The sequence below is a fragment of the Amycolatopsis benzoatilytica AK 16/65 genome (genome assembly GCF_000383915.1).
In the GTDB taxonomy this organism is placed as follows: domain Bacteria; phylum Actinomycetota; class Actinomycetes; order Mycobacteriales; family Pseudonocardiaceae; genus Amycolatopsis; species Amycolatopsis benzoatilytica.
On sequence record NZ_KB912942.1, the window covers coordinates 8,222,522 to 8,241,130 of the forward strand.

Annotated in this window: 18 protein-coding genes and 1 tRNA gene; 9 read left to right on the forward strand and 10 right to left on the reverse strand. The window is 69.8% G+C overall.

Going from position 1 to position 18,609, the window contains the following annotated elements:
• Window positions 1–15: 15 nt before the first annotated feature.
• Together AMYBE_RS0138530 and AMYBE_RS0138535 are read right to left on the reverse strand one after the other, a co-directional pair.
• Entirely contained in the window at window positions 16–1,695 is a 1,680-nt protein-coding gene (locus tag AMYBE_RS0138530) for a GGDEF domain-containing protein (RefSeq protein ID WP_051125047.1), read from the reverse strand.
• Window positions 1,696–1,785: 90 nt separating this feature from the next.
• Window positions 1,786–1,857: transfer RNA gene (locus AMYBE_RS0138535), tRNA-Gln, on the reverse strand.
• A 197-nt stretch (window positions 1,858–2,054) separates the two neighbouring features.
• Here AMYBE_RS0138535 and AMYBE_RS0138540 point away from each other — a divergent pair.
• Window positions 2,055–3,014 (forward strand): acyl-CoA desaturase, encoded by a 960-nt coding sequence (locus AMYBE_RS0138540; protein ID WP_020664744.1) that lies wholly within the window; start codon window positions 2,055–2,057, stop codon window positions 3,012–3,014.
• Window positions 3,015–3,328: 314 nt separating this feature from the next.
• Window positions 3,329–3,919, forward strand: coding sequence for a TetR/AcrR family transcriptional regulator (locus tag AMYBE_RS0138545; RefSeq protein ID WP_027928463.1), 591 nt, complete (start codon window positions 3,329–3,331; stop codon window positions 3,917–3,919).
• 143 nt (window positions 3,920–4,062) lie between these two features.
• Here the strand turns inward: AMYBE_RS0138545 and AMYBE_RS0138550 are convergent, their stop codons facing one another.
• Window positions 4,063–4,461 carry an NUDIX hydrolase gene (locus tag AMYBE_RS0138550; protein ID WP_027928464.1) on the reverse strand — a complete coding sequence of 133 codons (399 nt, stop codon included), beginning with the start codon at window positions 4,459–4,461 and terminating at the stop codon, window positions 4,063–4,065.
• 10 nt (window positions 4,462–4,471) lie between these two features.
• Window positions 4,472–5,005, reverse strand: a complete 534-nt coding sequence (locus AMYBE_RS0138555; protein ID WP_020664747.1) for a MarR family winged helix-turn-helix transcriptional regulator — start codon at window positions 5,003–5,005, stop codon at window positions 4,472–4,474.
• Window positions 5,006–5,030: 25 nt separating this feature from the next.
• On the opposite strand from AMYBE_RS0138555, the gene AMYBE_RS0138560 reads away from it, so the two are divergent.
• The gene (locus AMYBE_RS0138560; protein ID WP_169515345.1) at window positions 5,031–5,753 is read left to right on the forward strand and encodes an SDR family NAD(P)-dependent oxidoreductase; all 723 of its coding nucleotides are present in this window, start codon (window positions 5,031–5,033) and stop codon (window positions 5,751–5,753) included.
• Here AMYBE_RS0138560 and AMYBE_RS0138565 read toward each other — a convergent pair whose 3' ends face one another.
• Genes AMYBE_RS0138565 through AMYBE_RS0138575 form a run of 3 tightly spaced genes read right to left on the reverse strand, consistent with a single transcriptional unit; the run spans window position 5,754 to window position 8,728 of the window.
• On the reverse strand, window positions 5,754–6,920 hold the full coding sequence (locus AMYBE_RS0138565; RefSeq protein WP_020664749.1) for a PQQ-dependent sugar dehydrogenase: 1,167 nt from the start codon (window positions 6,918–6,920) through the stop codon (window positions 5,754–5,756).
• Between the two features lie 18 nt (window positions 6,921–6,938).
• On the reverse strand, window positions 6,939–7,592 hold the full coding sequence (locus AMYBE_RS0138570; RefSeq protein ID WP_020664750.1) for a response regulator: 654 nt from the start codon (window positions 7,590–7,592) through the stop codon (window positions 6,939–6,941).
• Window positions 7,589–8,728, reverse strand: coding sequence for a sensor histidine kinase (locus AMYBE_RS0138575; protein ID WP_020664751.1), 1,140 nt, complete (start codon window positions 8,726–8,728; stop codon window positions 7,589–7,591). Before AMYBE_RS0138575 ends, AMYBE_RS0138570 begins: the two co-directional genes overlap by 4 nt.
• A gap of 131 nt (window positions 8,729–8,859) precedes the next feature.
• Here AMYBE_RS0138575 and AMYBE_RS0138580 point away from each other — a divergent pair, with 131 nt between their 5' ends.
• Both AMYBE_RS0138580 and AMYBE_RS0138585 read left to right on the forward strand, forming a co-directional pair.
• Window positions 8,860–9,465 carry a class I SAM-dependent methyltransferase gene (locus AMYBE_RS0138580; protein WP_027928465.1) on the forward strand — a complete coding sequence of 202 codons (606 nt, stop codon included), beginning with the start codon at window positions 8,860–8,862 and terminating at the stop codon, window positions 9,463–9,465.
• Window positions 9,437–9,943 (forward strand): DedA family protein, encoded by a 507-nt coding sequence (locus tag AMYBE_RS0138585; RefSeq protein ID WP_020664753.1) that lies wholly within the window; start codon window positions 9,437–9,439, stop codon window positions 9,941–9,943. Before AMYBE_RS0138580 ends, AMYBE_RS0138585 begins: the two co-directional genes overlap by 29 nt.
• Here AMYBE_RS0138585 and AMYBE_RS0138590 read toward each other — a convergent pair.
• Complete coding sequence (locus tag AMYBE_RS0138590; protein ID WP_020664754.1) at window positions 9,921–10,694, reverse strand: helix-turn-helix domain-containing protein; 774 nt, start codon at window positions 10,692–10,694, stop codon at window positions 9,921–9,923. The genes AMYBE_RS0138585 and AMYBE_RS0138590 overlap by 23 nt on opposite strands.
• 87 nt (window positions 10,695–10,781) lie before the next feature.
• Here AMYBE_RS0138590 and AMYBE_RS0138595 point away from each other — a divergent pair, with 87 nt between their 5' ends.
• Together AMYBE_RS0138595 and mfd are read left to right on the forward strand one after the other, a co-directional pair.
• Window positions 10,782–11,705 (forward strand): LLM class flavin-dependent oxidoreductase, encoded by a 924-nt coding sequence (locus AMYBE_RS0138595; RefSeq protein ID WP_027928466.1) that lies wholly within the window; start codon window positions 10,782–10,784, stop codon window positions 11,703–11,705.
• Window positions 11,706–11,907: 202 nt separating this feature from the next.
• Window positions 11,908–15,489, forward strand: coding sequence for a transcription-repair coupling factor (gene mfd / locus AMYBE_RS0138600; RefSeq protein WP_027928467.1), 3,582 nt, complete (start codon window positions 11,908–11,910; stop codon window positions 15,487–15,489).
• Between the two features lie 21 nt (window positions 15,490–15,510).
• Here mfd and AMYBE_RS0138605 read toward each other — a convergent pair whose 3' ends face one another.
• Both AMYBE_RS0138605 and AMYBE_RS0138610 read right to left on the reverse strand, forming a co-directional pair.
• Window positions 15,511–15,954 carry an NUDIX domain-containing protein gene (locus AMYBE_RS0138605; protein WP_034287630.1) on the reverse strand — a complete coding sequence of 148 codons (444 nt, stop codon included), beginning with the start codon at window positions 15,952–15,954 and terminating at the stop codon, window positions 15,511–15,513.
• Between the two features lie 13 nt (window positions 15,955–15,967).
• Window positions 15,968–16,378 (reverse strand): hypothetical protein, encoded by a 411-nt coding sequence (locus AMYBE_RS0138610; protein ID WP_027928468.1) that lies wholly within the window; start codon window positions 16,376–16,378, stop codon window positions 15,968–15,970.
• Between the two features lie 188 nt (window positions 16,379–16,566).
• Between AMYBE_RS0138610 and AMYBE_RS0138615 the strand changes: the two genes are divergently transcribed.
• Both AMYBE_RS0138615 and AMYBE_RS0138620 read left to right on the forward strand, forming a co-directional pair.
• Window positions 16,567–17,565 (forward strand): hypothetical protein, encoded by a 999-nt coding sequence (locus AMYBE_RS0138615; protein WP_245573333.1) that lies wholly within the window; start codon window positions 16,567–16,569, stop codon window positions 17,563–17,565.
• Window positions 17,562–18,485 carry a nucleoside triphosphate pyrophosphohydrolase gene (locus AMYBE_RS0138620; RefSeq protein WP_020664760.1) on the forward strand — a complete coding sequence of 308 codons (924 nt, stop codon included), beginning with the start codon at window positions 17,562–17,564 and terminating at the stop codon, window positions 18,483–18,485. The genes AMYBE_RS0138615 and AMYBE_RS0138620 overlap by 4 nt, the downstream gene beginning before the upstream one ends.
• Window positions 18,486–18,609: the final 124 nt, after the last annotated feature.

The window sequence follows — 18,609 nt, forward strand, 5'->3', positions numbered from 1 at the left end:
CGAGCACCAACGATCCTACGTGGGGTCCTCAGCGCTCCACGCGGGGTCGGTCGGCGCGGTTTCCCCAGTCCAGCCGCCTGCCCCGTCGCCCGCCATCGAGTTCGCGGACGCGACCTGGTTGCCGCCGCCGCGTTTCGCCTCGTACATCGCCGCATCTGCGCGCGCGAGCACCTGTTCGGCGCGTTCTTGCGGACGCAGCGACACCAAACCGATGGACAGCGTGACGCCGTGCGAAAGGTGGTGCGGCAGTGTCGCGACGGATTTCGCGGCGCGGCCGAGCGCCATCTTCGCCGCCGACGCGGGCGCTCCGGGCAACAGCACGATGAACTCGTCGCCGCCGTAGCGTGCCACGACGTCGTCGCCGCGCAGAGCGTCGCGCAGAGTGCTTGCGACAACACGCAAAACGTTGTCGCCCTCGGCGTGCGACTGCTTGTCGTTGACGCCCTTGAACCCGTCGAGGTCGACCAGCGCGACAGCGAGCGGCTGCGCGTCCGCCGACGAGGCGAGCGCGCGCAAGCGCTCGTCCAGCGCGCGGCGGTTCGGCAGACCGGTGAGCGGGTCCTGCAACGCCTGCTGGGTGATCGCGCCGTGCTCGGCGGAAAGCCGTTCGTGCTCGCGGCGCGCGTTCAGCGTGGCGATCTGTGATTCGCGCAACGCCCACATCTCGGTTTCCAGCGCGGTCGCGTAGTCGATCAGCGACTGGCTGGCGGCTTCCGGGTCGAGCCGGGCGAGCTCGCGGGAAAGGGTGAGCCGCATGGACGGCTGAGAGACGTCTTTGGCCAGCACGTCGCGGACCTCGCGCAGCACGCGCAGCGCGTCGGTGCGCTGGCCGGCTTCGTCCAGGCAGCGGGCCAGCGCGATCGCGACCAGCTCCTGCTCGTGCGGGTAGTGGTGGCCGAGATGCATGCCCTGCAGGCGTTCCACGTGCTCCGCGGCGGGGTTGTGCAACGCGAGCGCGGCGGCGAGCACGCCGACCTGGTCGACCGCGGACACCCCGATCTTGCGCGGGAAAAGCGATTCCGCGAACGGGCCTTCCGCGGCCACCGCCATCGACGCGGCGGTGCGGAACTTCTCCGCCGATTCGTCGTACTGCTCGATCCGCTCCAGCCGCAGCCCCCAGCCGAGCAGCATCTTGACCCGGTTCATCAGCTGCAGGGTGATCTCGTGCGGGCTCGCGCTTTCCCGGATCGCCTGGTGCGCTCGGCCGATCACCTCTTCGGCGGCCTCGTAGACGCCGAGCTGGTTGAGCACGATCCAGCAGTCGATGAGCGCCATCGACTGCATCCGGTTCCAGTTCCGCACGCCGACCTGGCGGTCCGGGATGGTGGAGTCGTCGAGGATCGCGAGCGCGCGGGCGATTTCGGTGAGCGCGGCGTCTTCCTGCGCGGCGAGCACGAGCCGACGGCCGCGCAGGGCGTGCGCGTCCGCGCGCAACAGCGAGAGTCCGTGCCGGCGGGTGTGCGCGAGCATCTCGTCCAGCCGGGGTTCCGCTTCGGCGGCGAGCCCGCGGGTGACGAGCCGGGCGAACGCGGAGGCGCGCAACAGCTGCGCGACGAGCGTCGGTTCCCCGCGGCGGAGAGTCTCCTCCAGCAGCTCGTCCATGATCTTGACGATCTCGAGCTGGTTGTCGTATTCCTGCCGCTGAACAGCCGCGATGAGTTCCCGCGCGCGCCCGACCAGCCACGCGTCCGACATCTCGACCAGGGTCGGGCGGCGGGCGCCCGCGGGGTCGCTCGGTTCCTCGCTCAGCCGCCCCCACTCCCATCGCCCTCGCCGGATGTGCAGCTCCGCCGCCAGGATTCGAACCTGAACTGTCAGAACCAAAATCTGAAGTGCTGCCGATTACACTACGGCGGATTGGTCCTGGTCAGGATAGCGATGACCAAGGGACGGGACGCCAGCAGGGGGAGGCGTGCGCCACAGCGGCGCCCCGGGCACCGGGCAATCGGACTTTTCGGGCCTCCACAGGGCCGGAAACCTCCTGTACCGTAACTTACGACACCGTAGGTTAGGGCACCCTTCGCACGGGGTGGTGAGAGGAAAGAAGTGAGCGTATGACGGCCACCCTCGACCGTTCACAGTCGGCCGGAGACCCGCCGAAGGGCCCGAAGCCGATCATTCAGGGACAACGTTCGGTCGGGGTCCAGACATCGGTTTATCTGGGCGTGCTGCTGCCGATCGTCGCGTTGCTGGTCGCGGTCCCGTTCGCCTGGGGCTGGGGGCTGACCTGGCTGGACGTCGCGCTGTTCGTCGTCTTCTACGGCATCAGCGGGCTCGGCATCACGGTGTCCTACCACCGGTATTTCACGCACGGCTCGTTCAAGGCGAAGCCGTGGCTGCGCGTCGTGATGGCGATCGCGGGCAGCATCGCGCTGCAGGGCCCGGTGATCACCTGGGTGGCCGACCACCGGCGGCACCACGCGTTCTCCGACCGCGACGGCGACCCGCACTCCCCGTGGGCCTACGGCACGTCTCCGACGGCGATCGCGAAGGGCTTCTGGCACGCGCACATGGGCTGGCTGTTCGAGCGCGACCAGAGCAACCAGGCCCGCTTCGCGCCGGACTTGGTTAAGGACAAGGCGATCCGCAAGGTCGACGACCTGTTCTGGCTGTGGTCCCTGGTGAGCCTGTTCCTGCCGGCGCTGCTGGGCGGTCTGCTCTCGTGGTCGCTGTGGGGCGCGGTGACCGCGTTCTTCTGGGCGGGCCTGGTGCGCGTGTGCGTGCTGCACCACGTCACGTGGTCGGTGAACTCGATCTGCCACATGATCGGCGAGCGCCCGTTCACCGCCCGCGACCGTTCGGCGAACTTCTGGCCGCTGGCGATCTTCTCCTTCGGCGAGTCCTGGCACAACCTCCACCACGCCGACCCGACGTCCGCGCGGCACGGCGTAAAGCGCGGCCAGATCGACATGTCGGCGCGGCTGATCTGGATCTTCGAGAAGTTCGGCTGGGTGCACGACGTCCGCTGGCCGACTCCGCAGCGGCTGGCCCGGATCGCCGCCGGCGGCGAGTGAGGGTTTCCCGCTGTTTGGTCTTGTCCGTGAAGGTCCCCTTGAGGGAATCCAAGTCCCGGTAGGGACCCTTCACGGACAAGACGGGCAGGGCGCCCCGGACCCTCGTGGCTGCGAATCGCACGTCGCCGCTCCCGCCTCGGCCTGCGGTCCGTTGTGGACGGTGCTGGCCTTCGTCGCCGCGTCATCTTCGCAGGCCAACCTCCACGCGGGCGCCCCTGCCGACTACCCTGCTGGGAATGGCGGGGAGACGACGGGCCAAACGAGAAGCGGCAGTCACCGGCGCGCGGCCGGCGGCTCCGGTCGCCCGGGTGCGGATGACTGGCAGCGAGCGCAGGCAACAGTTGCTCAACGTGGCGCGCGCCCTGTTTGCCGAGAAGGGCTTCGACGGCACTTCGGTCGAGGAGATCGCTGCTCGCGCGAACGTGTCCAAGCCGGTCGTTTACGAGCACTTCGGCGGCAAGGAAGGCATCTACGCGGTCGTCGTCGACCGGGAAACGCAGCTGCTGCTCGACCGGATGGTGTCCACTCTGCACGGCGGGCACCCGCGCGTCATGCTCGAACAGGCCGCGATCGCGTTGCTCAGCTACGTCGAGGATTCCCACGACGGGTTCCGCATCCTCGTCCGCGATTCGCCGGTCGCCAGTTCCACCGGCACTTTCTCGACCGTTCTCAACGACATCGCCAGCCAGGTCGAGCACATCCTCGCCCAGCAGTTCGCCGCGCGCGGGTACGAAGAGAAACTGTCCGCGCTCTACGCGCAGGCGCTCGTCGGCATGGTCGCTCTCACCGGCCAATGGTGGCTTGACGCGCGCAAGCCCAAGCGCGACGAAGTCGCGGCGCACCTGGTGAATCTTGCCTGGAACGGACTGTCCCACCTGGAAAACAAGCCGCGCCTGCTCGGTTGAGACGGGCTGCCTGCTGGCGAGACGAGCCTCGCCGAGACAAGTGACCGCCGCGCTCCTGCCGGACAACGTCCGTGAAGGGCCCCTTGAGGGAATCTGCTTCCGGCAGGGGGCCCCTCACGGACATCGATCAATGACACGGAGGGCTAGTTCAGCTCGCCGCGGGCGTGCAGGTCGTCGAGGATCAGCTGGACAGTCGCCGAAACGCGGTCCCGGTCTTCGTGGGTGAGCCAGCCGAACGACTCGATTTCGCTGCTCGGCTTCAGCTCTCCGGCGTAATCCGCGGTGTAGCAGGTCATCCGCACCACGACGCCGTCCGCGCGGCCGTGTGCCTGCGCTTCCCACACGCCGGCTGGCCGCGCGGAGGCAGCGTCCAGCCGGACGCTCAGTTCCTCGGCGATTTCCCGGACCAATGTCTCGACGTCGGTCTCGCCCTCTTCGCGCTTCCCTCCGGGCAGGTACCAGGTGTCCTTGCCCGCTGAGCGCGCTGCGAGCAGCTTGCCGTCGACCACGCGCAGCCAGGCGACTTTGTCGATGGTGGACATGTCCGCCACCCTACCTCCGCGCCCGCCGGTCCAGGTCCGCGAGCAGTACGCGCAGCAGACCGGCCAGCTGCTCGCGCTGTGCCGGGGACAGCGCGGACACCAAGGTTTCCTCGTGCTCCAGCAGATCGCCGACGGTCCGCTCGATCAGATCGTGCCCGGTTTCGGTCAGCTCCACGTACACGCCTCGCCGGTCCGATGTGGACTTCACCCGCCGGACGTGGCCGTCGCGTTCGGCGCGGGCGCTCTGCTGGGAGATCGCGCCCGCGCTGACTCGGCAGCGTTTCGCCAGCTCGCCGGCGCTGAGCCGGTACGGCGGCCCGGACCGGCGCAGCGTGCTGAGCAGCGTGCGGGTGGACGCGTCCATTCCGAGCCGCAGCATGGTCGTCCGTCGGTCGTCGTCCAGCAGTTTCGCGATGTGCCAGATCCGGGTGAGCACGCCGATCGACGACACCGGCGTGCCCGGCCGCTCTCGCGCCCAGGCCCGCTGGATCTCGTCCACTTCGTCGCTTGACGTCATTTCCATCGCGCCGGTACCGTCGTCCACGGGAGATACTTTAGCAATAAAGGACATTCGGATGAGTCGGGAAGTAGTAGTTACCGGAGGAAGCACCGGAATCGGGTACGCGATCGCGGCGGCGTTCGCGAAGGCGGGGGAGCGCGTCACGATCACCGGGCGGCGGGAGGGCCCGCTGATCGAGGCGGCGACCCTGCTGGGTGCGCGTGCGCTGAGCTTCGACGCGAGCGATCCGGCGGCGGTCGAGGCGGCCCGCGCGGAGCTGCCCGCGCGGGTCGACGTGCTGGTCAACAACGCCGGCGGCAATACCGATTTCCTGCGGGAAGACCGGTCCGACCTGGCGGCCCTCGACGCGGCTTGGACCGCCAACTTCCGGGCCAACCTGTTCACCGCCGCGCTGGTCACCTCGGCGCTGGCGGACCGGCTGGCCGACCACGGGCGAATCGTCACGATCGGCTCGATCGCGGCGCACGGCAGCGGCGGCTCCTACGGCTGGGCGAAGGCCGCGGTCCAGGTGTGGAACATCGATACCGCCCGGCGATTCGGGCCGCGCGGGATCACGTCGAACATCGTGGCGCCGGGGCTGATCGTGGACACCGAATTCTTTCACGGAAAGCTGACCGCGCAGCGCCGGGAACGGCTGATCGAGAACACTATGACGAAACGCGCCGGGCGGCCGGACGACGTCGCCGAGGCGGTGCGGTTCCTGGCCTCGCCGGAGGCCGGGCACATCACCGGCCAGGTGGTGCCGGTGAACGGCGGCGCGCAGATCGGCTGATCAGCCGGGCGTGACCTGGAGCAGTTTGTCGTTCGTGCCGTTGGAAGTTGTCACGTAGAGCGAGCCGTCCGGTCCGCTGCGGACGGCGCGCAGCCGGCCGAACTTGTCGTTGAATTCCGGCGGCAAGGTGACGCCGGTGACCTTCGCCGAGGCGTCGAGATGCAGCAGCAAAAGCTTCTGCCCCTTCAATGCCACCACGGCCAGCGCGCCCTCGTTGGCACCCCATTGCCTGCCGGTGAGGAACGCGTCGCCGCTGATCGCCTCGGTGATCTTGCCGGTCGTCCATAGTGGACGGACAGCGTCCGGGAACCGGTCGGTGTCGGTCATCGGCACGCTCTCGTCATAGCTGGTCTCGGTGCCGCCCTTGGACGGGTCCCAGCCGTAATTGCCGCCTGCGCGCAGGAGGTTCACCTCGTCGTCGAACGACGGTCCGTGCTCGGCGATGACCACCTGCCCGGTGCCTGGCCGAATCGCCACGCCCTGCACGTTGCGGTGCCCGTAGGTGTAGATCCGCCGCTCGTTCGGGTCCGTGGACGTCAAGAACGGGTTGCCAGGAAACGGTTCCCCGGTCTTCGCGTTGATCCGCAGCACCTTGCCGCCGAGGCTGTGCCGGTCCTGCGCCACCGGGGCGCGCGCGGTGTCGCCGGTGCCGACCAGCAGCGCGCCATCAGGAGCGAGCGTCGGGCGGCAGCCGGAATGCCGCCCGCTCGGATTCACCGGCAGGCCAGTGAGCAGGTTCCGCACCTTGGTCGCGCTCTTGTCATCGTCGGCGAGCCGCCAGGTGACGAGCCGGATGTCGATCGCCTGGCCGTTTTCCTGATGCGTCTGGCAGGTGGTGAACTCGCGGGAGATCGCGAAGTCGGCGGCCAGCACGAGGCCCATCAGCCCGCCTTCTCCCTGCACGAGCACGTCGGAGAAATCGGCGCGCACCTCGGTGGCCTGGCCGCCGCGGATCAGCGCGAGCTTGCCAGGGCGCTGCGGCACCAGCAGTGCTCCGTCCGGCAGGAACGCGACGTCCCAGCCGTGTTCGAGGCCGTGCGCGACTTCCCGCACGACGAACCGGCCCGGTGGCGACCCGGTCGGTGCCGGAGCCGGCGCGGGGGTCGCTGCGGTGCAGCCCGCCAGCCCGAAAGCCAGGGCCGAGGCGAGCACGACGGCCAGACGCATGCGTCCAGGATGCCTGATTCAGCCGCCGGGGCGAACCAGCCCGGACTCGTAGGCGAACACCACCGCGTGCACCCGGTCCCGCAGGCCGAGCTTGCTCAGCAGCCGGCCGACGTGCGTTTTCACCGTCGTCTCGCCGATGAACAGCGCCGCCGCGATCTCGGCGTTCGACAGGCCGCGCGCGATCAGGCCGAGCACGTCCTTCTCTCGCTCGGTCAGCGTCTCCAGCTTCTGTTCGTCCAGCGGCGTCCGATCGGCGCCGAGATAGCGGTCGATCAAGCGCTTCGTGACCGACGGGGACACCATCGCATCGCCGCGCAGCACGCCGCGGATCCCGACCAGCATCTCGTCCGCGGGGGCGTCTTTGACCAGGAATCCGCTGGCCCCGGCGCGCAGCGCGGAGTAGGCGTATTCGTCCAGGTCGAACGTCGTGATCACGAGGACCGAGGTTTCCGGCAGTTCGGCACAGATCCGCGCGGTGGCCGCGACGCCGTCGAGGACCGGCATCCGGACGTCCATCAGGACGAGGTCCGGCCGCTGCGCGCGGGCGAGTTCGACGGCTTCGGCGCCGTCGCCCGCTTCGGCGACCACGTCCAGGTCGGGCTGGCTGTCGACGATCATCCGCAGCCCGACCCGCACCAGCTCCTGGTCGTCGCAGATCAGCACGGAGGTCATGCGGCGTCCGTCCGGAGCGTCGCCGCGACCCGGTAGCCGCCGTCCGGGAGCGCCCCGGTTTCGAGGAGGCCGTGGTAGAGCTCGACCCGCTGGGCCATCCCGGTGAGCCCGCGACCGGACCCGGGCAGGCCGGCCGCCACCGGTTGCCGTCCGCCGGAATTGACGATTTCGACGCGGACTTCCGGGTCGGCGAGCTCGACCCGGACCTGACCGGTCGCGTCGGGAGGTGCGTGTTTCAGCATGTTGGTCAGCGCTTCCTGGACGATGCGGTAAGCCTGCAACGCGACACCGGCGGGCAGGCTGGCGATGTCGCCGGTCACGTCGAGCGTGACTTCGCGGCCGGCTTGGGCGACGAGCGTGCGCAACTGCTCGAGCGTCGGCTGCGGAGCGCGTGCGGCTTCGCCCGCATGCATTACTTCCAGCATTCGGCGCAGCTCGCCGAGCGCGGCGCGTCCAGTTGTCGCGATGGTGCCGAGCGCTCTGTCAACTGCTGCCGGATCATGCTGCTTCGCGAGTTTCGCGCCTTCGGCGTTCAGCACGATCACGCTCATGCTGTGCGCGAGTACGTCGTGAAGCTCGCGCGCGATGTGCGTGCGTTCTTCTGCGACAGCAGCGCGACCGCGGGCTCGTTCTTCGGACGCAGTTAGCTCGGTTCTCAGCCGTTCTTCCTCGGCAAGCTGTTCCCTAGCACGGAAGAACGCGCCTAGCGCCCACGCGGCGAGGTACAGCGGCAACGCGCCGAAGATGGTGAGCGTCGGGTTCAGCGTGTTGACGCCCCAGGTGAACCCCCACAGTGCGTCCAGACCGGCGATAGCTATCGATACGGCGATGAACGATCGATCGCCTGCCTTGACGAGCGTGTACAGGACGACGGCCATCGCGAGATCGCCACGGCCGCGGTCGTGTGCCCACAGCTCGTTGGTGTAGCTGATTGTCACGCCGATGAGAATCAGCAATGCGACGGTGCGCGGGTAGCGGCGACGCACCAGGAGCGGCAGCAGGAACGCCATCGGGATCATTGCGATCGGCCAGGTCCGCTGGTCGGCGATGTTGGGGCCGAGGCTGAGGAAGACGGCGTACAGCGGCAGGTCCAGCAACCATCGCTGCCCGCGTACCCAGGTGACAAACTGCCGCATCAAACGAACGTAACGCGGTCCTGCCGTCGCGCGCGTCGTTCCCGAGGATGGCTGTGGTCCTCCGTGCGGACGACCTTTTCCGCCGCACGAGCCGATCCGGGACGACCCGGGTGCTCCCTAGCGTCGGAACCATGTCGATCACCAGGGAATTCTTCCGGCACCCGATGCGGACCGGTGCGATCGCCGCCAGTTCGGCGCGGCTGGGCGGTGTGATGACGGCGGGGCTGGGTATCGAGAACGCGCACAGTGTCGCGGAGCTGGGTCCAGGCACCGGCGTATTCACCGAAGCGCTGCTTAGGATGCTTCCGCGCGACGCGCACTTCACTGCGGTCGAAATCAACCCTCACCTCGCACAGGAACTGCGCGGCCGCTTTCCGTCGATAGACATCGCGGAGGGCTCCGCGGAGCACGTCGCGACGTACGTGACGATGCCGGTCGACGTCGTTGTCTCTGGTCTGCCGTGGACAGCCATGCCCGCCGCGCGTCAGACCGCCGCACTGAACGCCTTATGCGCGGTCCTTTCGCCGCAGGGCCGCTTCACCACCTTCGCGTACGCGCATACCGCCTGGGCTCCTCCGGCGCGCCGCTTCGCGCGGTTGCTGCGAAGCCGCTTCTCCGTCGTTGAGCGCACCAGCGTCGTCTGGCGAAACCTGCCTCCGGCGTACGTGTACCGCGCGGCATTGCCTGTGCGGTCGGGACTGGACCGTTATGGACAGCCTGCTTCAGCCGCTTCTTAACGCGCCCGCTCCGCTCGTCTACTGCGTCTGCGCGCTGGTGGTGCTGGCCGAAACGGCGCTGCTGCCCGGCATTGTGCTGCCGACGCTATCCACCTTGCTGCTCATGGGGTTCCTTGTGCAGCGAGGGACTCTGCAGCTGTGCTGGGCGCTTGCCGTGTGCGTAGCGGCAGCGGTGGCCGGCGATCAGCTTGCGTACTGGGAAGGTCGACTGTGGGGACCGCGGCTGCGACGGTCTCGGCTCGGCCAACGCATCGGCGACGAGAAGTGGAACAAGGCCGAAGCGACCGTCGCGCGCTATGGCGTGCCCGCAGTCGTTCTCGGCCGCTGCCTTGCCGGTGTACGCACTCTCGTGCCGCGCGTCGCCGGTTCCGCTGGGCTGTCGTATCGACGCTTCTTCGTGGGCAGTGTTTGTGCGGCGATGCTGTGGGCCGGCGTGGAGCTGACCGTTGGCCAGCTCACCGGTTGGGTCGCGCCTTAAGCAGCTCTGCCGTCGCAGCGTCGGCGGGCAGGAACGTTTCGAGACTCAGCTCCGCGACCGTCACGTCGACCGCGGTGGCGAACTGCGTGATCGCGGTGAGCAGCCGCAGCTCGCCCGCCGAGCTGGCCAACTCCAGCGGCACCGCGAACCCGAGATGGTCGCCGGCGGGTTCGCCCAGCGTCGGCAGATAGCTGGTGAGCTCGTCGAGCATCGCCTGATGCCGCGGGTCCGGCCCATTCGCCAGCCCACGCCGGGGCCGTTCGAGAACGTGCTGAGCCCAATCCGCGAAGTTGCGGATCCGCGGTGCCATCCCGCGCGGGTGCAGCGCCAGCCGCAGCACGTTGACCGGCGGTTCCAGCAGTTCCTCCGCGACGCCCTCGGTGATCAGCGCGAAGGCGTCGTTCGCCGCGACCAGCTCGCTGTAGCGGTTCACGACCAGCGCCGGATACGGCTCGTGCCCGTCGAGCAGCGCACGCAGCGAATCCAGCACCGGCGTCAGCGCCGGGTCGTCCAGCCGCGTCTCGGGGTAGACGGGTGCGTAGCCGGCGGTCAGCAGCAAGGCATTGCGCTCGCGCAGCGGCAGGCCGAGCGCCTCGGACACGCGCACCACCATGCCGCGGCCGGGCAACGAACGGCCGCGCTCCATGAAACTCACATGGCGCTGCGTCGTCCCCGCGCGCAGTGCGAGGTCGAGCTGACTGAGCCGGCGGCGCGAACGGGCGTCGCGCAAAGCTTCGGAGAACGGGGACACCCGCCTGATTCTGGCCGGTGCCCGAGGCAGCGGGCCATTCCCTCCAGGGAATTGCCGGAAGACCGGCGCTCGCGGATGGTCGGAGCCGTGAAATTCGGACTTCTCCTCCCGGCCGGACAGGCCCAACTCGAAGCCGGCGGCACCCCGCGTGCCCTCGTCGAACTTGCCCGCGAGGCCGAACGGCTCGGGTTCGCGTCGATCTGGGCCGGCGACTCGCTTGCCCGAGCCCGCGTCGAACCGCTCACCTTGCTCACCGCGATCGCCCAAGCCACCGAACGCATCACGGTCGGCACCGCGGTGCTGATGCCCGCGCACCGCAACCCGGTGCAGACCGCGATGACCCTCGCGTCGCTCGACCTGCTCTCGGAAGGACGGCTGGTGGTCGGGGTCGGCGCGGGCTTCCCCGGGTTCAGCGAGCAGGAATTCGCCCTGTCCGGTGTCGCGTTCCGCACCCGGTTCTCGCACCTGGACGACGTGGTCGCGCTGTGGCGCGAACTGTGGGCGGCCACGCCGAAGGCGTTCCACGGCAAGGTGCTGCACTACGACTGGCTCCCCGAGGGCGTCCGCCCAGCCCGCCCCGGCGGCCCGCCGATCTGGCTGGGCGGTGCCACGCCAGCCGCACTGCGCCGCACCGCGGACCGGTATGACGGCTGGCTTCCGTACCCACCGGATCCGGCTGACTACGCTTCCGGCCTCGCGACCATCCGTGCCGCCACGAATCGCGCGGTGACGCCTGCGTTGTTCCTGACCGTCTACGTCGACTCCGACCCTCGGCGCGGCGAGCGGGTGCTGGAGGACTACGCGCAGGGGAACTACGGGCGGCCGCTGACCGAGATGAGCGGAATCCAGGCGACGGTGACGGGTTCGGTGCCGGAGGTCGTCGCCGCGGTGCGCCGGTACGCCGAAGCTGGGGCGGAGCACGTGATGTTGCGGGTGGGATCGCTGGAGCCCGGCGGGGTGGAGCGGCAGTTGCCGTTGCTGGCTGAGGTGATCGCGGGAGCCGTAGCCTGACGTCGCGACCAGCGCTGCGCCGGTCAGCGGCATCGCGATGACGGCATTCCTGCTGGCGGTCGCGACCCTGGTCGTGCGGTCGCCGGTGCCACCGTGGCCCCGACGATCGGCCTGCTGACCGCGATCGGGTGCGTCCTCGGCAGCGGTGATCGAAAGTAATGTCGGGGGTGGGACGTAGGCTGGGACGGTGACCGACGCTGTACTGTCCGGACTCCTCCAAGCCATCCTTCCCGACCCGGCGCTGCGTGGTGTTGTCGAGCGCGCTGGCGCCCCCGTGCTCGAGCTGCAGGGTGCGGTCGCGGTGCGCCAGCTCGTCGCCGCCGCGCTCGCCGAAGACGCTGAGCGCGGCGGCGCGGGCCGTCCTGTGCTGGCCGTGACCGCGACCGGGCGCGAGGCCGACGAGCTGACCGCGTCGCTCGGCGCGCTGCTCGGCCACTCGCGGGTGGCCGACTTCCCCTCGTGGGAGACGCTGCCGCACGAGCGGCTTTCGCCGCGCGCGGACACCGTCGGGCGGCGGCTCGAAGTGCTGCACCGGCTGCATGCCGGCGACGACGAGCTGCGCGTCGTGGTCGCCACCGTGCGCAGCCTCATCCAGCCGATGGCGCCCGGGCTCGGCTCGCTCGCGCCGATCGACCTCGTGGTGGGAGAGGAGCAGAGCTTCGACGGCCTGCTCGAACGGCTCGTCGAGCTGGCCTACACCCGCGTGGACATGGTCGAGAAGCGCGGCGAGTTCGCCGTTCGCGGCGGGATCCTCGACCTGTTCGGGCCCACCGCGCAGCATCCGGTCCGGGTCGAGTTCTGGGGCGACGAGGTCAGCGAGATCCGGGCGTTCGCGGTGTCCGACCAGCGGTCGCTGCCCGGCGAGATCCAGCGGGTCACCGCGCCGCCGTGCCGCGAGCTGCTGCTCACGCCGGACGTCAAGGCGAAGGCCGCCGAGCTGGCCACCGCCTACGAGGCGGACGCGCACCTCGCCGAAATGCTCACCAAGCTCTCCGGCGGCATCCCGGTCGAGGGCATGGAGGCGCTCATCCCGGTGCTCTGCGAGGGCGAGCTGGAGCTGCTCACCGACGCGATGCCGGCCGGCAGCCACGTCCTGCTGGCCGACCCGGAGAAGATCCGCGCCCGTGCCGCCGACCTGGTCCGCACCGGCCAGGAGTTCCTCGAAGCCTCCTGGACCACCGCGGCGGCCGGCGGGCAGGCCCCGATCGACCTCGGCGCGTCGGCGTACCGCGATCTGGCCGAGATCGCGTCGCACGCGCAGGACACCAAGCGCGCGTGGTGGACGCTCACCCAGCTGACCAGCGAAGACCCGGACGTCTACCAGGTCGGCATCGAGCCCGCGCCGGCATACCGGGGCGAGCTGGAACGCGCCATGACCGACCTGCGCGCGCACGTCGCGTCCGGCGGCACCGGGGTGCTCGTCGTCGCCGGGCAGGGCACCGCCAGCCGCGCGGTCGAGCAGCTGCTGGCCGCGGACGTCCCGGCGAAACACTCGGACGTGCTGTCCGAGGCACCGCCGGCCGGGGTCGTCACGGTCACCTGCGGCGGGCTCGCCGACGGGTTCGTCTCGCCGGAACGCGCCCTGGTCGTGCTGTCCGAGGCGGACCTGACCGGCCGTGGCGCCACCGCCGGATCGTCCACAAAGGACTTGAATACGAAGATGCCGTCGCGCCGCCGCGGCGCGGTCGACCCGCTGGCGCTCAAGGCGGGCGACTACGTGGTGCACGACCAGCACGGCATCGGCCGGTTCGTGGAGATGGTGCAGCGCACCCTGAAAGACTCCGGCGGGGCGTCGGTGACGAGGGAGTACCTGCTGCTGGAGTACGCCTCGTCCAAGCGCGGCCAGCCCGGCGACCGGCTGTTCGTGCCCACCGACCAGCTGGACGAGGTGTCCCGCTACGTCGGCGGCGAGCTGCCCACGCTCAACAAACTCGGCGGCTCGGACTGGAAGAACACCAAGGCGCGCGCCAAAAAGGCGGTCAAGGAGATCGCCGCCGAACTGGTGCAGCTCTACGCCGCCCGGCAAGCCGCGCCCGGCCATGCCTTCGGCCCGGACACGCCATGGCAGTCCGAGCTGGAAGACGCCTTCCCGTTCACCGAGACCAACGACCAGCTCGCGGCCATCGACGAGGTCAAGTCCGACATGGAGCGCGGCGTCCCGATGGACCGGGTGATCTGCGGCGACGTCGGCTACGGCAAGACCGAGATCGCGGTCCGAGCGGCGTTCAAGGCGGTGCAGGACGGCAAGCAGGTCGCCGTGCTCGTGCCCACCACGCTGCTCGCCCAGCAGCACCTGAACACCTTCACCGAGCGGATGCGCTCGTTCCCGGTCACCATCAAAGGCCTCTCGCGGTTCACGCACAAGGCCGAATCGGACCGGATCCTCGAACAGCTCGCCGACGGCGAGGTCGACATCGTCATCGGCACGCACCGGCTGCTGCAGACCGGCATCCGCTACAAGGACCTCGGCCTCGTGATCGTCGACGAGGAACAGCGGTTCGGCGTGGAGCACAAGGAACACATCAAGGCGCTGCGCACGCACGTCGACGTGCTCACCATGTCGGCGACGCCGATCCCGCGTACACTCGAGATGTCGCTGGCCGGCATCCGCGAGATGTCCACGATCCTGACTCCGCCGGAAGACCGGCACCCGATCCTGACCTACGTCGGCGCCTACGACGACAAGCAGGTCGGCGCGGCGGTCCGCCGGGAGCTGCTGCGCGATGGCCAGGTGTTCTACGTGCACAACCGGGTGTCGTCGATCGAGAAGGCGGCGCGGCGGATCCGCGAGATGGTGCCGGAGGCGCGCGTCGTCACCGCGCACGGGCAGATGAACGAGGACAAGCTCGAAAAGATCATCCAGGGCTTCTGGGAGAACGAGTACGACGTCCTCGTCTGCACCACGATCGTCGAGACCGGCTTGGACATCTCCAACGCCAACACGCTGATCGTGGAGCGCGGCGACATGCTCGGCCTCGCGCAGCTGCACCAGCTGCGCGGCCGCGTCGGGCGCGGTCGCGAGCGCGGGTACGCGTACTTCCTGTACCCGCCGGAAGCGCCGCTCACCGAGACCGCGCACGACCGGCTCGCCACCATCGCGCAGAACACCGAACTCGGCGCGGGCATGGCGGTCGCGATGAAGGACCTGGAGATCCGCGGTGCGGGCAACATCCTCGGCGCGGAACAGTCCGGGCACATCGCGGGCGTCGGATTCGACCTGTATGTGCGGCTGGTCGGCGAAGCGGTCGAGGCATTCCGGCGGCACGCGGGCGCGGAGACGTCGGAGGAAGAAGAGCTGGCGGAAGTCCGCGTCGACTTGCCGGTAGACGCGCACATCCCGCACGACTACGTACCCGGCGAACGGCTGCGGCTGGAGGCATACCGGAAGATCGCGTCCGCGCCGGACACCGCGGCGCTTGACGCGGTGCGGGAGGAACTGGTCGACCGCTACGGCCAGCCGCCGGCACCAGTCACCCGGCTGCTCGCGGTCGCTGCGTTCCGGCACACCTGCCGCGCGGCCGGTGTCACCGAGGTCGCGGTGCAAGGCAACACGATCCGATTCGCGCCGCTGCCGCTGATGGATTCGCAGCTGGTGCGGCTGAAGCGGCTGTATCCCAAGGCGCTGTACAAAGCGGTCACCAACACCGTGTCGGTGCCGAAGCCGACCGAAGGCCCGGCGGGCGGCCGGATGGGCGCACCGGTGTTGCGGGACCAGGAATTGCTCGACTGGTGCACGAAACTGCTGGGACAGCTGACGAAATCCCCGGCTGCGGCGCAGGCGTAGCCACGGCGGGCGGCTTCCGGTTCAGTCCCGGTGGCCGCCCGCTTCAGTACGCAGCGTTTCCCGGTTGGCCAACAGGAACGACTTCAGGGCGGCTGGCTTCACGTCGATGGCCGCCAGATCGTTGCTGTGCAGGTCAATCCAGTCCAGGTCGTAAGCACCGCGCGACGGGTCGCCGTGTTCCGGCCCGCTGCGAGCCGACTCGTCCAGCCGGACCAGCCGCGCCACGAAGAAATGCTGCCCGTCGTCCGAATCGAGCACGTGCGAGGCTCCCGCTACGGTGGCGCCCAGTTCCTCCGCCAGCTCACGGTGCAGCGCCGCTTCCACCGAGACGTCCGAGTCCTCGACGCCGCCACCGGGCGCGGTCCAGTACGGACGCTGCCCCGGCTTGGTCCGCTTGAGCAGCGCCAGCTGGCCCCGGCCGTCAATCAAGATCGCGCGGGCTGACTGCCTCCCCGTGCTCGGCACGGCCTCCGCTGCCTCACCCCGTCCGCACCTCGAGCCCCGGCGGTTGCGCAGTCGCCAGCCGCAGCGCGGCCTCCTCGGCCGGCGTCGGCAAGGCGCCGGCATCGGACCTCGGCAACGGCCGGGGATTCCGCGGCACCCGGGAACCCGATCCCCCGCCGCGCCCGGGGTACACGAGCAGTCCGTGCTCCGGATCCGGGACCGCGTCCAGCGCGGCGGTCACCGCGGGAAGGTGCCGGAAGCGATCGCGCCTTTCCTCCGACTGGAACTCGATCTCCAGCGTCACGCCCCAGCGGTGCACGTGCCAGGTCCATTGCCCGGCACCGTTGGTCAGCGCGGCCTCGGTCAAGCGGTCGCCGTGAGCGCGTTGCCACGCGCTCGCCGCGAAGGCCCCGTCGAGGACTTCGATCGACAACCAAGAGTCCATATGTCGACAATAGCGCCGCTGGGCAGGTCGAGAAGGCCACCGAGCAGGGAATCCTGCCCGGCCACCGCCGCTGAGCACGGCGGGCGGGCCGGTCCCGGTTCCTCCGTCGACAACGGAGCGAAAAGCGCGATGACGGTGTTGCGTTTCAGGGGCCCCGGTATGAGAGGGTATGGCCTGTGATGCGGATCATGGGGCGCCGTCGTGCGCTGGGCGCCGTTCTGGCCGGAGCTTTCCTTCTCGCCGGATGCGGCGCCGGTCCCAGTCAAGTGGGGGCGGCGGCGATCATCGACGGCCAGGTCACCTCCATCGACCAGGTCCAGGCGCTGCTCGACCGCGCGGTCCAGGAACAGCCGTATGCGCGACAGCTCGCGTCGCGGCACCAGCTAGACCTCGTCGGGCGCGAGATCGTCCGGCAGGTGCTGCTGCACGATGTGGTCACGAAGGCCGCGCAGAAGGAAGGCATCGCCGTAGACGAGGCGACGGTCGGCGAGGCGCTGCAGCAAGATCCGCTGGCGACGCCGGTGCCCGAGTCGGTCACCCAGGACCAGTCGGCGGCCGTCACCCAGCTCGTCTGGCGGCTGCGCGATCACCGTGAGGCCATCACCGACCAGTACTTGCAGCAGCGGATCGCGCTGAAGTACCTGCCGACGCTCACCGTGAACTTCGACTACACCAGCATTGGCGCGCCGACTTCGGAAAGCCAGGCACCGTCGATCGACCCGAAGGTCGCGCGCAGCCAGGCCATCGCGAAGGCCGAACAGTACGCGAAGGACCCGGGCGCGCTCCAGCGCGACGTGCAGAGCGGTGCGCAGGGCAACGTCGGCCAGCAGGCACCGGCCCTCTCCTCGCCGCAGGACGCCGCGACCGTTCTGTTCGGCGTTCCGGCTGGCAACGTGATCGCGTTCCAGCCGAACCCGGCGAGCGCGCCGACCTGGTGGGTCACCGCGGTCGTGAAGCAGCGGTCGACGGCTTCGCGGGTCGCGACCGACCAGGTCCAGCAGCCCACCGCCGCGCAGTTGGGCGCGATCGGGGTGCGGATGCTCCAGTCGTACATGGGCGACGTCAGTTTCAAGATCAACCCGCGTTACGGCGTGTGGGACCCGGTCGGCATGGATCTCGCGCCGACCGCGAACGAGGTTCAGGGTGTGGTTGTGCCGGTGCACAGCGGTGCCCCGGCACGGCAGTGACCGGCTCGGCTGTCGTCCTTCTCCGCGGAGCGACTCTGCCCGCGGCGGCGCTTCCGCTGCTGCGCAGCGCACCGGTGTATGCCGCAACCGATGTCGACGGCGCGGAGTTCGGCGTGCCGCCGGTGGCGCAGGCTCCGTCGGTGCAAGGCATTGTGCTGCTCGCCGGTTCTCGTGCGGAGCCGACGGCTGCTGCTCTGCTCGCCGCAGGTGCGCGGGTGCTCGAGGCACCGGTGCCGCCGCTGGTCGCGGCGGTTGAGGTGATGGACCGGCTGCGGTCGCCGGGCGGCTGTCCGTGGGACGCCCGGCAAACGCACGAATCGCTGCGGCAGTACCTCGTCGAGGAAACGTACGAGCTGCTGGAAGCCATTGAAGACAACGATCGCGAGGCGCTGCGCGAAGAGCTCGGCGACGTCCTGCTGCAGGTGCTCTTTCACGCCCGGGTGGCCGCCGAGGACCCGCGCGATCCGTTCACCGTCGACGACGTCGCGGTCGCTCTGGTGGACAAGCTGGTCGGCCGGCATCCGTACGTGTTCGCGGACGCGGCCAGGGCCGCCACCGCCGAGCACCAGGAGCTCAAATGGGAAGAGCTGAAGCAGGCGGAGAAACAGCGCAAGTCCATTGTGGATGGGGTGGCGCTCGGGCAGCCCGCGGTCGCGCTCGCCGGAAAGCTCGGCCAGCGCAGCGGGCGCGCCGGGATCCCGCTCGACCTGTTCCCGCAGGATTCTTCCGCTCCGGCACAGCTTTTCCGTACCGCGGCGGCCGCGCGGCGCGCCGGGATGGACCCGGAGGGCGAGCTGCGGGCGGTGGCCAAGCGATTCGCCCAGGACATCCGTGCCGCCGAGCAAGCGGCCCGGGCGGCCGGGGTCGAACCCGCGACGCTGGAGGCGGACGGCTGGCGGAAGTTCTGGCCGTCTGCCTGAGCTGATCCGCTCTCCCCGAAGTCACTCGAAGGACGGAGACCGTCGCCCGCGGGCGGCGGTCTTTGTCGTTTTCCGGGCACGATTGCGCTGGTCGGCGAGCTGAGCACGCCGTCTGCCGGAAATG